The organism is Caproicibacter fermentans, from assembly GCF_009746625.1.
In the GTDB taxonomy this organism is placed as follows: domain Bacteria; phylum Bacillota; class Clostridia; order Oscillospirales; family Acutalibacteraceae; genus Caproicibacter; species Caproicibacter fermentans.
The window spans coordinates 169,274-183,449 of the sequence record NZ_VWXL01000014.1; the positions used below are offsets into that span (position 1 = coordinate 169,274).

10 protein-coding genes and 2 tRNA genes are annotated in these 14,176 nt (G+C 53.4%); 6 read left to right on the top strand and 6 right to left on the bottom strand.

The features are described 5' to 3' along the window. The first annotated feature begins 146 nt into the window (after window positions 1-146). Window positions 147-884 carry a C39 family peptidase gene (locus tag CAFE_RS02720; RefSeq protein WP_066649624.1) on the top strand — a complete coding sequence of 246 codons (738 nt, stop codon included), beginning with the start codon at window positions 147-149 and terminating at the stop codon, window positions 882-884. Window positions 885-892: 8 nt separating this feature from the next. On the opposite strand, the gene CAFE_RS02725 is transcribed toward CAFE_RS02720, so the two are convergent. From CAFE_RS02725 to CAFE_RS02735, 3 genes are all read right to left on the bottom strand, one after another. Then, window positions 893-1,570 carry an HD domain-containing protein gene (locus CAFE_RS02725; protein ID WP_407926846.1) on the bottom strand — a complete coding sequence of 226 codons (678 nt, stop codon included), beginning with the start codon at window positions 1,568-1,570 and terminating at the stop codon, window positions 893-895. 8 nt (window positions 1,571-1,578) lie between these two features. Further along, complete coding sequence (locus CAFE_RS02730; protein ID WP_166525049.1) at window positions 1,579-2,958, bottom strand: Sapep family Mn(2+)-dependent dipeptidase; 1,380 nt, start codon at window positions 2,956-2,958, stop codon at window positions 1,579-1,581. Window positions 2,959-3,100: 142 nt separating this feature from the next. Then, complete coding sequence (locus CAFE_RS02735) at window positions 3,101-4,705, bottom strand: putative bifunctional diguanylate cyclase/phosphodiesterase (RefSeq protein ID WP_066649620.1); 1,605 nt, start codon at window positions 4,703-4,705, stop codon at window positions 3,101-3,103. A gap of 199 nt (window positions 4,706-4,904) precedes the next feature. On the opposite strand from CAFE_RS02735, the gene CAFE_RS02740 reads away from it, so the two are divergent. From CAFE_RS02740 to CAFE_RS02760, 5 genes are all read left to right on the top strand, one after another. Further along, window positions 4,905-5,306, top strand: coding sequence for a putative ABC transporter permease (locus CAFE_RS02740; RefSeq protein ID WP_156989715.1), 402 nt, complete (start codon window positions 4,905-4,907; stop codon window positions 5,304-5,306). 130 nt (window positions 5,307-5,436) lie between these two features. Beyond that, a tRNA-Ser gene (locus tag CAFE_RS02745) sits at window positions 5,437-5,525 on the top strand. Between the two features lie 30 nt (window positions 5,526-5,555). Beyond that, window positions 5,556-5,645, top strand: a tRNA-Ser gene (locus CAFE_RS02750). 587 nt (window positions 5,646-6,232) lie between these two features. Then, window positions 6,233-8,383, top strand: coding sequence for a DNA helicase RecQ (recQ, locus tag CAFE_RS02755; RefSeq protein WP_156989716.1), 2,151 nt, complete (start codon window positions 6,233-6,235; stop codon window positions 8,381-8,383). 94 nt (window positions 8,384-8,477) lie between these two features. Further along, complete coding sequence (locus CAFE_RS02760; RefSeq protein WP_156989717.1) at window positions 8,478-10,160, top strand: SWIM zinc finger family protein; 1,683 nt, start codon at window positions 8,478-8,480, stop codon at window positions 10,158-10,160. 187 nt (window positions 10,161-10,347) lie between these two features. Here the strand turns inward: CAFE_RS02760 and CAFE_RS02765 are convergent, their stop codons facing one another. The 3 genes from CAFE_RS02765 to CAFE_RS02775 are packed head-to-tail and all read right to left on the bottom strand — an operon-like array spanning window position 10,348 to window position 14,163. Then, window positions 10,348-11,067 carry an L-ribulose-5-phosphate 4-epimerase gene (locus tag CAFE_RS02765; protein ID WP_156989718.1) on the bottom strand — a complete coding sequence of 240 codons (720 nt, stop codon included), beginning with the start codon at window positions 11,065-11,067 and terminating at the stop codon, window positions 10,348-10,350. 10 nt (window positions 11,068-11,077) lie between these two features. Then, complete coding sequence (araA, locus tag CAFE_RS02770) at window positions 11,078-12,550, bottom strand: L-arabinose isomerase (protein WP_413814417.1); 1,473 nt, start codon at window positions 12,548-12,550, stop codon at window positions 11,078-11,080. 17 nt (window positions 12,551-12,567) lie between these two features. Continuing rightward, window positions 12,568-14,163, bottom strand: coding sequence for a xylulokinase (locus CAFE_RS02775; protein WP_066649599.1), 1,596 nt, complete (start codon window positions 14,161-14,163; stop codon window positions 12,568-12,570). Window positions 14,164-14,176 lie beyond the last annotated feature (13 nt).

The following is a 14,176-nucleotide window of genomic DNA, read 5'->3' on the forward strand; positions in this document are numbered from 1 at the left end:
GGACAACAAAAAACCTTCCGCCGGTTTCAGCGGAAGGTTTTTTGTTAAAGATTTGGCCGGTCAGCCCGAAAATAAATCATGAACCGCGCGGCTGCTCAATATGGTTGAACAGGGCGGTCTGATTGATCGGGTGAGGGGGGATCAAAATGAGCAGACGCCGCATCGGGCTTTTTTCCGCCTGTCTGCTGATTCCGGCCGTTGCGCTGGTTCCGGCAGCCGGGTGCGGTCAAAACGCACTGCATGTCACCGCGGACGCCGTGGAAACGAGTGCCGAATGGGAAGAGGAGATGATTCTGCCGGTGGAAAACATTCAGCAGATGCCGGAACAGCCGTCCGGGTGTGAGATCACTTCGACGACAATCGTCCTGAATTACATCGGCTGCGAAATCACCAAGACGGAGCTTGCGGATTATTTTCAGATCGGCGGCCTGCCCCGCCGTTCGGGCGGCGTCGTGGTCGGACCGGACCCATGGAAAAAATTCGCGGGCAGTCCGGCTGAAAACGGATACGGATGTTTCGCTCCGGTCGTCACACAGGCGGCGAACCGCTATTTTTCCTCCGAAGGGCTCAGCCGCCGGGCGGTGAATCTGAGCGGGACAAAGGCCGGAGACCTGTTCGATTACATCGATAGGGGAATCCCCGTCATCGTCTGGGCGACCATTTCCATGAAAGAGCCGTATGAGGGCGACGGATGGTATCTGGAGGGGACGAAGGAGTACTTTCGCTGGCCCGCGCGCGAACACTGTCTTGTCCTGATCGGGCATTCGGGGAACGACGCGGTGTTCAGCGACCCGCTTGATCCCCGGGGCACGGTGCGCTACGATTTTTCCCTGTTTGAAGCGCGTTACCGGCAGCTTTTCTGCCAGGCGGTGGTTTTGGAGTAAAAGAAAGTTTACAGCAGCCGCGTTTCGTTGATGATCAATTCAAACTGCAGCCCCAGATACTGCGCCGCCTGGCGGCAAAGCACCATGCGGGTCATGAAAATTTCAAAATACTCCATGACGGGGCAGATGCTGGTATCGATGGTAATGTTCAGAGTCACGGTCTTTCGCTCGGCGTCGATTTCCGTCGCGGCGTGTTCGACGGCGTAATTGACGCGGTCGTGGATATCCGCCGTGACGGTCTCGCGGTCGCGCACACGGGTCCGGCGGACATCCCCCTTGTCGGACAGGATCAGCGCCGCCGCGATCGGGCTGACCGCCGCGGCCGTTCCCTCGTCGTGGTTGCCGATCGCGGCCGAAATCAGGGCGACTTCTTCCGGCGGCATATTCATCCGGTTCAGGATGTTAAAGGCCATCAGCGCGCCGCTGTGGGCGTGGTTGTACCGGTTTACCACGTTCCCGATGTCGTGCATGTATCCGGCGATGCGCGCCAGCTCGCAGGTGCGGCCGTCAAAGCCGAGCTGCTCCAGAATGTTCCCGGCATAATTTGCGGACCTCTTCGCGTGGGGAAACCCATGCTCCGTAAATCCGATTTCCCCAAGGTTTCTGTTTCCGGTTTCAATATAGGCCTTGATTTCATCGTTTTTTAAAATTTGCTCAAAGGTGATATGAGTATATTTCGGCATCATTTCCTCCGTCAGGCCGTCAGCATCCGGTACATCGCTTCCAGACAGATCTGGGCGTGAATCATAAACCGGTCGATGTCGATGCTCTCGTTGGTGTTATGCAGCCGGCGGTCCGGCTCATCCGGGAAGAACGGGCCGAACGCGACCGCGTTGCCTTTCATGGCGCGCGCGTAGGTGCCGCCGCCCGTAGCGTAAAGCTCCGCCGGTTTTCCCGTGACGCAGGCGTACGAATCCTGAAGGATGGAAATCAGCTTGCTGTCCCCCGGCAGGTACAGCGGCTTGCCGTCTTCCAGCAGTTCGGCGGAAAGGCCTGCTTCTTCCGCACGGCGGCTGATTTCACTGAAAATCGGGCCGCCGTCGGATGTGACGGGATAGCGGATGTCGATTCCGGCTTTTGCCTGTCCGTTCTCCAGCCGAAGGATCCCCAGATTCAGCGTGAGCGGACCGGACTGCTCGTCGCTTTGCTGCACGCCGATGCCGGAGCCGTCGTAACAAAACCCGATACTCTGATCGAGGAAGGAGCAGAAAGCGCCGAGCTCCTCGGGTGAAAACACGGACGAGAGCAGACGGATCAGAGCCGCCGCGGCGTTAAAACCAGACTGCGGCTGCATGGCGTGCGCGGCTTTTCCCTTCGACACAATTTGAAGTCCGTCGGGAACGGATTTGAATGTAAATTCCCCCTGCGCTGTTTTCGCGGCTTCTTTCAGAGCGTCCGCAGACTGACCGGAGCAGGAAAGGACGGTCCGGGCATGATCGGGAACGGCATTGTAAACGACGCCGGCTTCCAATTCTTTGATGACCGACGGCTGCTTCTCTTTGGAAAGAAGATTCAACCGGAGAATGCCCTTTTCACGGTTGCAGATTCCGTAGTCCGAATCCGGCGTAAAACCCATGACGGGCATTTCTTCCTTCTGAAAATAATAGTGCAGGTCCTCCATGCCGGTCTCTTCCCCGGAACCGAATATGACGCGAAGACGGCGGTTCCCTTTGACTCCGGCGTCCTTCAGCGCCTTCAGGCAGTAAAGAGCGACCACGGCCGCGCCTTTGTCGTCGGCGGTGCCCCGCCCGAAGTACAGGTTTCCTTTTCTGGTCAGGGTGAACGGGTCGCTGTCCCATCCCTCTCCGGCGGGAACAACGTCGACATGGGCGGCCACCGCGGCGGCTTCGTTTCCGGAGCCGTACTCCGCGTGACCCGCGTAGTTGTCCACATTTTTTACGGCTAGGCCCATTTTCTGCGCTTTGTAGAGAACCATGGCAAGCGCCCTTGCCGGTTCTTCGCCGAACGGTTTGCCCGGCAGCGCTTCTCCGCGAACGGAGGGCACCGCAATCAAGTCGGCAAGGTCTTTCAGAATCTCGTCCCGATATTTTAAGATCTCTGTTCCAAATAACACTGGAATCATCCTCCTAACATCATTATCCAGTTTATTATATCACAGGGCACGGATAAAAAAGCTTGTTTTGGTTAAGGGTGAAAAAACAGTCATTGAAAAAGCAGCCCGGACTGGGGATTCCCCCGGCCGGGCGCGGTTTATTCTAATCCGTTTCGGAGGCAAAGACGCCTCCGGTTTGTTTTTTCGGCTGGCCGAGAAGAGGCAGAACCTCGCTCTGACAGATGGGCCGGCTGATGAAGTATCCCTGAATCAGATGACATCCGGCCCGCGTCACACAGTTCAGCTGCTCCTCGGTTTCCACACCTTCGGCAATAACCTCCATGTTCAGCCGGCGCGCAAGTCCGACAATCATGAGAACAATATCTTTTTCCACATCTTTCGTAACAATTTCGTCAATAAAGCTTTTATCGATTTTTATCGCGTCGATCGGCAGGGTTTTCAGGTAGGTGAGAGAGGAAAAGCCCGTTCCGAAATCGTCCAGATAAATTTGAATTCCCTGTTTTTTTAGAATCTGCAGCTTGCTCGTGATTTTCTCCAAAGATTCCATCAGGCTTGACTCCGTGATTTCAATCGCGATGCTGTTGGGGGACAGGCCGTAAAAACGGTACCTGCTGATCAGGTAATCGATGTAATTTACCTCTAAAAGCTCCATGGGAGAGGCGTTGAAAGACACGGTTAGCCCGCGGCCCTCCATGCTTTTGGCAAAAGCAAACGTGCACTCCATCACATGGCGGCCGAGCTCTTTGATGAAGCCCGACTTTTCAGCCATCGGAATGAACTGGCTGGGCGGGATCATTCCGAACTCGGCATTTTTCCACCGTGCCAGAGTTTCGAATCCGACGATCCTTTCGCTGTTACAGTCGTACTGAGGCTGAAAATAGCACAGCAGCTCATCGCTTTCGATGGAAAGCTTCAGTGCGCGCTCCAAACGAAACTGACGGTCGATCTGATTGCCGTGGTCTTCGTTAAATAGAACGTAGCTGCCCCTGTGCGTCTGTTTCGCTTCATTCAGAACAAATTCTCCGCGTCCAAGGATATCTTCAAACTGAATGCTGCGTTCCGTTTCCCGGCAGCGGACCAGAAGCGCGCCCATGCTGCAGGAAAGCTGAATCACGATCCCGTTGATCAGATAGGGTTCCCGGAATATTCGAATAAGTTTCCGAACAAGAAACTCAAGCTCATCCTCCGTATTTGCCCCGTGAATCAGAACGGCGAATTCATCGCTGCCCGTGCGTCCGGCAATATCTTCGCAGCCGATAAATTTTTTCAGCCGCGCCGCCGATTCGGCAATCAGCTGATCTCCCGCATCGTGGCCGAAGGTATTGTTAACGGTTTTCAGGTTGTCCAAATCAAGAAACAGAGCCCCGCCGCTTTTTGAGTCCCTGACACATTTTTTCACCCAGCCGTCAAATTGCTCGATGATCCCCTTTCGATTCGGCAAGCCAGTCAGCGCGTCAAAGGCGGTAAAATATTTTTTTTGCTCATCGCTTCGGATTTTTGCCTCATAGCGAAACCGCTTCAATTTAAAAAAGCAGAAAAAAGCGATAAGAAATGCCGCGAGCAGGATCAGAAAAAGAATCGTGCTCATAAAAAGGACTTTATCCGTCTGCTCAAAAGCATTGCGAAAGGAGTTTTTTTGATCCGGGATCATCAACTGATTCAAACTGACGATTATGAAAACACCTAAGCCTAAAAGAAGCATCCCCAAAACTGTCACGGAAATGAGAGCTTTATTTTTGCGTATCATTTGCATCTTCCTCTCGCTTCTGTGTTATTTCTAATTATACCTTATTTCGCAGCACATTTCATCAAAATATTTCAGGTTCATAACAAAATCTGACATAATATTTTGTAAAAATTTCTGTCTTGATCTGGAAAATAAATTCTGAAACTATTTTGGAATAAAAAACACCTTGCTGTAAACAATTTTTGCAGGAGGCGTGGATATGAAAAAGAAACTTTCTTTATTTTTGACCGGTGGGGTCGTGTATCCTTCTCTTGAAATCATCTGCAGAGGCCACAGCGATTTTTCCATGGCTGTTGCGGGAGGCATCTGTCTGTGCCTGATTGACAGGGTATGTAATTACCGCCTGAAATTCAGGCCGTTGGCGATAAGATGTGCGGCTGGGTCCGCGATCATAACAACGGTGGAATTTGCGACAGGGGTGTTGGTCAATCTTGTGTTAAAAATGAATGTCTGGGATTATTCACAGCTCCCAATGAATTTTATGGGCCAGATCTGTCTGCCGTTTTCGCTTCTGTGGTGTGCCCTTACCATACCGGCCATGCAGTTATGCGGACTCTATGACCGGTTCAGTAAAAAAATAATCGAGGGAATCAAAGGGTAAAAAAGCCGCGTCCGGGAATCCGTTTCCGGGAGACGCGGCTTTCAATTTGAAAACAAGATTTCGCTCTTGACAGAGTACATATTGATATGGTATTATTATTTTCGCACCTGCGGGCATGAATTCCTTACATGGAGAGGTGTCCGAGTGGTTTATGGAGCTAGTCTTGAAAACTAGTGATCCCGCAAGGGACCAAGAGTTCGAATCTCTTCCTCTCCGCCAAATTTAATGATAATTTTTTTCACCATAAAAGGAGAAATACCCAAGTGGTGAAGGGGCTCCCCTGCTAAGGGAGTAGGTCGGGTAACCGGCGCGAGGGTTCAAATCCCTCTTTCTCCGCCAAAATCAAAGAAACCCCCATGAATGCTAGATTCGTGGGGGTTTCTTTTTTTATCGTCTGTATGATAATGATTTGATAAAATGACAGCTAAACGATTTTATTCCTAACAGCGTTCCCAACTATTAATAAACAAGATTACAGCGGCTTATATTCAGCGGCAGGCAGACAGGATCCTTTGATAAAACCAGGCAGTAGGAACACAAAGCATTTAGCAGACCGGCTGCTTCTAAATCAGTTAAAGCGCCGTGCTCTGGAACTGAGACACGGATTCACAAGAAAGATGCGGGTTCTATCCGTAAATGCAAATCATGATTGCACAAAATGAGTCAGGATTCTCGATCCCGTATTGTACCGAATAAGGGCTTGTCCTGCAAGAGCGTTGACATCGGCGAAATCCCGACTGATTTTTTATTCTGCACAACATGGGGGTCGTCGGTACTTGAAAGAGCTAAAATTTCCAGCCATGTCACTTTTGCCAGACTGTTTTTCCGCACTTGATCATGTCCCAAATTCGGATTACAATAAAACAAAGCGGTACGTGCGGCGTTAGCGCATATCATTTTGGTTTTTGAAGAGGGCGATTTTAAAAATGGATACTCCTCAGTCGCTGCTGAAGCGCTATTTCGGCTATGATGCGTTCAGGCCCGGGCAGCGGGAAGTGATTGATCACATACTAAACGGAGAGGACGTGCTGGCTGTCATGCCGACAGGGGCAGGAAAGTCGGTGTGCTACCAGATTCCGTCGCTCCTTTTCCAAGGCGTTACGATCGTAATATCGCCGCTGATTTCTCTCATGAAAGATCAGGTCGACGCTTTATCTCAGGCTGGGATTCACGCGGCCTATGTTAACAGCTCGCTTTCGCCCGACCGGCAGGACGCGGTGCTTGAAAACGCTGAAAACGGAAAATACAAAATCGTCTATGTCGCTCCTGAAAGACTGGAGACCGATGCTTTTCGCGCGCTGATCGGGAAGCTGGACGTTTCCATGGTCGCCGTCGACGAAGCGCACTGCGTCTCGCAGTGGGGACATGATTTCAGGCCGAGCTACACGAAAATAGCGGAAATGACGGCTTTATTGCCGTCCCGCCCGGTTGTCGCGGCCTTTACCGCGACGGCTACCCCGCACGTCCGGGAAGACATCACCCGGCTTTTAAAGCTGCGGCGGCCGTTTGCGCTGACCACCGGGTTCAACAGGGAGAATCTTTATTTTGAAGTGGAAAAGCCCCGGAATAAAACCGATGCCCTTCTCGAATATCTGGAAAAAAACCAAGGCAAGTCCGGAATTGTCTACGCCTCCACAAGGAAAACGGTGGATTCCCTGTGCCAGAGGCTTAACGGCAGCGGGCATCCGGCCGCAAGGTATCACGCAGGAATTCCGGAAGCGGAACGGGCCAAAAATCAGGACGATTTCATTTACGACCGCGTCAATGTGATGGTTGCGACCAATGCGTTCGGCATGGGAATCGACAAGTCGAACATTTCCTTTGTCGTTCACTACAATATGCCGCAAAGCATTGAAAGCTATTATCAGGAAGCGGGCAGGGTGGGGCGCGACGGAGGAAAAGCCGAATGCATTCTTTATTATTCCGCGTCGGATATCGTGACGAATAAATTCCTGATTGAAAACGGCGCGAATGACAGCGATAAGGCGGTTAATTTTCAAAAGCTGAACGATATGGTCGATTACTGCAACACGGACAAATGCCTGCGTTCTTACATACTGAAGTATTTTGGAGAGCAGAATGCAAAAGAGCGGTGCGAAAACTGCGGAAATTGCAACAGCCGGGTGGAGAGTACGGACATCACGGTGGAATCGCAGAAAATCATGTCGTGCATTGCCCGCATGGGCGAGCGGTTCGGGACCGGAATGGTCGCCGGCGTGCTGCGAGGCGGCAATACGCGCAAAATAAGGGAGATGGCCTTTGACCGGCTCAGCACCTTCGGCATCATGAAGGAATATTCCGCGGAAACCATCAGGGAAATCATTTCGTTTCTGGTCGCGGACCGGTATCTTGAGCTTCGCGGGGATCAGTACCCGGTACTGAAATTAACTCCCTGCGCCCGGGATGTGCTGCGCGGCGGGAAAACTGTTTCCATCAAACGAGCGATCCGGAAGCAGGGAGCGAACCAAAGCGGCGCGGTTCATGCGGACGAGAAGCTTTTTGAAATTCTTCGCCGGATCCGTTCCCGGCTGGCACAGGAGGAAGGCGTTCCTCCCTTTGTCATTTTCTCGGACGCAACCTTGCGCGAAATGTGCGCGGCTTATCCCATCGATCGGGAAAGCCTGCTCCGCATTCCCGGTGTGGGCAGAGTGAAACTGGAAAAATTCGGGGACCTTTTTACGGAGGCAATCAGAAATTATGCCGAAGAAAACAAGATTCCAATCCCACAGGATATTTCCGTGGGCATACCCGGGAAAAAGGATCGAAAAGCGCCGGAAGCCGTCGGCGACACAAAGAAGGAAAGCTACCGGCTTTATCAAAGCGGTCTTGGAATTGACGAGATCGCAAAGAAGCGCGGACTTGCTCCGAACACGGTGGAAAATCATTTGCTGGGCTGCCTTCGGAACGGGATGCCGGTCGACGCAGGCCTTTTTGTAACCGAGGAGGAAGAACGGCTGATCGCGGAAGCCGTAAAGCGCTGCGGACGTGACAGATTGAAACCGATCAAAGAGGCGCTGCCCGAAACAATCAGCTATGGGGCGATCCGATACGTCCTCTGCAAAAGCACGCGGGAATGAGCGGAGGGAACGGGCGCCGACACGATTTTTATGACCGGACAACTCCGCAGCCGAGAAGTTCGCGGAAGCTTCGGCCGCAAAGGAAGTGACATCTTTGAATGACGTTGAGACTCTTTTGGAAGCCGTGGAGGATAAGATTTTAGAGCGAGGCCGCGCGTATTATGAATCCGGGATGGTGCAGGATCTTTCCGGCGATTCCAACGGAAATTTCACTGCCTCAGTGGAAGGCAGTGAGTTGACGCCTTACAAGGTGCGGGTCTCCATTGACCCAAAGAGCGGAGAGGTGCTGTCGTATGGATGCAGTTGTCCGTATGAATTCGGAGATATCTGCAAGCATCTCGTTGCCGTGTTTTTGGCAATCCGGGACGGGAATTACAAGAAGACAGGGGAAATCCGCCCGGTAGACTTTTCACAGTGCGTGGAAGCCCTGTCGCTGGAGCAGCTCCGGAAGCTTGTGGTTGCCCAGGCAGAAAGGGACCGTGACTTCGAAAATGAAGTTTTACTGACTTCCGGGTGCCTGAATGACGATCAGGTATTTTCCAAGATCAAAGAGCAGATGAAAGAAGCGGTGCGCTTCGGCACTCACGGAGGTTTTATCGACTGGCGCGGCTGCGACGAAATTTGTGCGGAACTGGACCGAATCCTGAATACGGCACAGGATCGACTGGAAGAGAAAAAGCTCACGCTTGCGTTCCGCATCATACTGGAGATCATAAGAACCGGAGTCCGGCTTGCTTCCATCGCGGACAGCAGTTCCGGAAGCCTGACGGATGTTCTCTGTCGGTCGCAGGAATTGCTTCAAACCTGTTGCAAAGAGATCTCCAATGTTGGGACGGATAAAGAGAAAGAGCAGTGTCTGGACCGTCTGATGAAAGTATCACAGGAAAAACGCTTCGACGGCTGGGACGATGACGCCTATTCTTTGCTGCATACCGCGGTATGCTTTTTAAAAGAGAAAAACTCCATGAAATGGTATGCCGTTCTCAATGCAATGAAGGAAAAGGAGGAAAGCAGAAATTACAGCGACTATGCACTGGAAGAAAACGCTCTGCTCCGGATGGAATCAATCGAAAAATTAAACGGTGCGGGTGCGGCGGAAGAATATCTGTATGCGAATCTAAAATGGGACAGGTTTCGCAAAATGGCGTTGGAACGGGCCATCGAGAAAAAGAATTACCTGGAAGCGGAACGGCTGTGTCTGGAAAAGCTGTCGTCAAAGGAGCGGTTTAATCGGACGGACTGGCTGGAATATTTGTATGGGATATACGGATTTCTTCATGAATCTGGAAAGCAGGCTGATACCGCAAAGGCTCTTCTTTTCACAGGCAGTCTGGACTATTTTGACCGACTGAAAGAACTGCTGAATGCTGATGGAACTTGGGAAAAAGAATATCCGAATCTGATGAACGACTGCGAAACAAAGCTCTCATTCTGGCAATATCAACAGCTTTTGGAGCATACGGGGGAGCATCGGCTGCTCATGGATACCGTCAGGAAATATCCGGAAAGCGTGTTTCAATACGGTTCCCTGTTGGCGCCGTTGTTTCCCACGGAGGTTTTTCCCATTTATGATAGGGCAATCCGCAAATCCGCTGAAATGGCAAACTCGCGTCCCCAGTACAAAAGGGTGTGCAGTCAAATCAGAGGACTATATCAGAGCGGGGGAAAAGAAACGGCAGCGCATTTGATTGCCTCGCTGGCTCAGACTTATCCCCGCAGAAGCGCTTTTCTGGACGAGCTGTCGAAGCTGCAAGGGAAGCTTTCTAAATTAAAGTAGGGGCGGACTTTTATTCCATCGCGTCGCGGTTCCGGCAGCCCGGCCGGGAGGAACATCGGTTGTGCCGGGTGGGCGGCACCCGCGCTTTCAGGTCCTTTATGAGCCATCGCCTTGTTTGAAATGTCGGCAGAGCTGGTTCCCCCGGACAGCTCACGGGGTTCTGTCTGCCGGCTGAATCCGTTTGCTTTCATTTTTGTCCGTAATAGGCGTGGGCACCGTGCTTGCGCAGAAAATGCTTATCCAGAAGCTCCCGCTGCATAGGGGGCAGCTGTGGCTCCAGCATAAGGGAATGGAAATCCATGAACGCCGCCTCCTCCATGACTACCGCGTTGTGTACGGCGCTCCAAGGATCCGTCCCCCACGCAAAGGGACCATGACTGTAAACAAGCACGCCTGGAACCTCCTCGGGGAGGGTTCCCAGCCGGCGAAACGTCTCTACGATGACATTGCCTGTTTCCCTTTCATAAGGGCTTTCCGCGGCAGCGTCGTCCGGACTGCCGATCTCCTTCGGGCGCATAGGGCGGGTGCAGGGGATTTCGCCGTGAAAATAGTCTGCCTGTGTGGTCCCCAGCGCCGGAATCCCGCGCCCTGCCTGAGCAAAGCTGGTCGCCCAGCGGGAATGCGTATGAACGATTCCACCAAGTTCCGGCCATGCTTGATACAGCGCCAGATGAGTAGCCATATCGCTGGACGGTTTGTAAATTCCTTCCACCCGGTTGCCCAGCAAATCCACAACTGCCATGTTTTCCGGCTTCATTTCATCGTATTCCACGCCGGAGGGCTTGATGACCATCAGGCCCTTTTCCCGGTCGATGCCGGACACATTGCCCCAGGTAAACGTCACCAATCCGTATTTCGGCAGCTGCCGATTTGCCTCACACACGATTTCTTTCAGTTTCTCCAGCATTTTTTTCCTCTCATTTCAACTTCCAAGCAAGATCATTCAGGAACAGCTGCTGTTTTAATCCTTCGGCGGTGCTTTCACTGGAAATATGTACAAACTCAATCCCCATAATTTCAGCCCAGTCCTCCATGATTCCGGCATTGATCTGTGTTGTCAGAACACTGTGGTGTGCGCCGCCGGCCAGAATCCAGCATTTCAGGCCGGTCAAAAGGTCGGGAGCGGATTTCCACATGACGCGTGCCACCGGCAGGTTCTCCATTTTCATCGTCGGCCGAATGCATTCGATGTCCTGCACAATCAGTCTTAACCGGCCGCCCATGTCAATCAGAGAAATGACGGCGCCGGTTCCGGCCGCGCCTTCAAACACCAGACGGGCCGGCGGCTTACGGTCGCCGATGCTCAGCGGGTGAATCTCAATGCGGGGCTTTTCAGCCGCCACGGAAGGACAAACCTCCAGCATGTGGGCTCCCAAAGAAAGCTCTCCGCCCGGTTCCAGGTCGTAATTATAGTCCTCCATGAACGTGGAACCGCCCTCAAGCCCTTCTCCCATCGCCTTTACAATCGCGGTCATGCCGGAAATTTTCCAGTCTCCTTCCGCGCCGAAGCCCATTCCGTCCGCCATAATGTTCTGCGAAGCGAGTCCGGGAAGCTGCTCCATGCCGTAAAGGTCCTGAAAGGTATCGACAAAGCCCAGCGCACCCTCCCGTTTCAGAATCCTTCTGATCGCGATTTCCTCCCTGGCCTGGCAGCGGACGGAGTCCAAGTCGTCGGTCGCAAAGAGGTAGCGGGACCGGTATTCTTCCATCTTGGAGTCGACTGCCTGTTCGGAGACCTCGTTCATCACCTCGGCCAGATGCCCCACGGGCCAGTAATCCACCTGCCACCCCAGCTTGATTTCGGCCTCGACCTTGTCGCCCTCCGTGACCGCCACATCGCGCATGTTGTCGCCGAAGCGGATCAGCCGCAGCTTTCTGGAAAAAGCCGCGCCAACCGCGCCGCGCATCCAGCTCCCCAGCTCCTTTCGAACGGAGGCGTCTTCCCAGTAACCGACAACGACTTTTCTGGAAAGGCGCATTCTGGCCCCGATAAAGCCGTGCTCCCGGTCGCCGTGGGCCGACTGGTTCAGGTTCATGTAATCCATGTCGATTTCTTTATCCGGAATATGCCGGTTGTATTGAGTCGCGAAATGGCACCAGGGCTTTTGCAGAAGCTGCAGGCCGTGAATCCACATCTTGGAGGGAGAAAACGTATGGCACCAGGTGATGACGCCGGCACACCGCTCGTCGTAATTGGCGTCCAGCATGATCCGTGTGCCCTCCGCCTCTGTTTCCACCGTAGCCTTGTAAACGATTCTGCAGGGAATTTCTTTGGATTCGCTGAGCTTTTCCGCCATTTCCCGGGCGCGCTGCGCCACCGTTTCAAGTACCTCCGGGCCATACAGGGACTGCGAGCCTACCACAAACCAGAATTCATAATCTTTCAGCATGTTCATCCTCGATTCTCTTATTTCATGCACTCTGCCGCCGCTTTCTCAGCGGCAAGGCCGGCTTTGAAGTTTTTCAGGAACTGTTCAAAGCCCTTTGCGTCCGCAGGATCCGGCCAAGTGGTAACTGTTTTTATCCCGGCGTAAACCCGGGTGGAAAGGAACTCCTCCAGGGATTCTCCTTTCTTGCGCCGAATGGAATAGGCTGCAAGCAAAGCCATTCCGTACGGACCGCCCGCCGCCGCGGTCTCCATGGTTGAAACAGGAGCGTTCACCGCGGCCGCGAGGAATCGGGCGCCGGCACCGGCGTGGCGGAACAGCCCGCCGTGTCCGGTAAGACGATCTATTTGAACGTTTTCCTTTGCCAGAAGGTCCATTCCCAGTTTGAGCGCCGCCAGCGCCGCGTAAATATTTGCGCGGCAGAAATTTGCAAGCGAAAAGCGGCTTTTGGGAGAACGGATCAGCATGGGCCGCCCCTCGGCGACTCCGGCAACCGGCTCTCCCGCCAGGTAATTGTAGAGCAGCAGACCGCCGCAGTCAGGATCGCCCTCCAGGGCTTTGCGGTAAAACGCGGGATAGATCTCGTCCAGGCCCGCAGGAATCCCCATCATTTCCGCAAACTCTCCCAGCAGCTCCGCCCACAGGTTCATGTCGCCGGTACAGTTGTTGCAATGGACCATGGCAACCGGCACTCCGGCGGGAGTCGCGACCAAGTCGATTTCCGGATAATGGTCCGTAAGGGGGCGCTCCAAAACCACCATGGAAAAGATGGAGGTTCCGGCGGAAACGTTTCCCGTGCGCGCGGTTACCGAATTTGTGGCCGCCATGCCGGTACCCGCGTCTCCCTCCGGAGGACAGACGGGAATGCCCGCCCGCAGCCTGCCGGACGGATCCAGCTTTTTCGCTCCCTCTTCCGTCAATGTCCCCGCGTCCTCGCCGGCAAGGAGAACCCGGGGAAGGAGGTCCTTTAGCTTCCAGGAATATCGGGAGGAGACCTTTTCCTGGAACTTCGTCAGCATGCCGGCGTCATAATCACAGGTACCGCTGTCAATCGGAAACATTCCGGAGGCGTCGCCGATCCCCAGAACTTTCCGTCCGGTCATCTGCCAGTGGACATAGCCCGCCAGCGTTGTTAGAAATGCAAGATTTTTCACATGGGGCTCTTCGTTCAGGACAGCTTGATACAGATGGGCGACGCTCCATCGCTGAGGGACATTGAATTGAAACAGCTCCGACAGCTCTTTCGCCGCCGGGCCGGTCGCAGTATTCTGCCAGGTGCGAAACGGCGTCAGGAGCAGGCCGTTCCGGTCAAAGGGAAGATAACCGTGCATCATACCGGAAAACCCAATGCAGCCGACCGTTGTCAGCTCCACTCCGTACCGGTCCAGCACGTCGCAGGCCAGATTCCGGTAACAGTGCCGCAGCCCGTCCCATACATCTTCCAGAGAATAAGTCCAGACTCCGTTTTCATAGGAACTTTCCCAATCGTGGCTGCCGGAAGCGGCCGGGATAAAATCCTCCGTCAGAAGTGCCGCTTTGATTTTGGTCGAACCCAGCTCGATGCCGAGCGAAGTGTTTCCGGCAATGATTGCCATTTTGATTTCATTTTGTTTCATCGAAAGGCCCCTT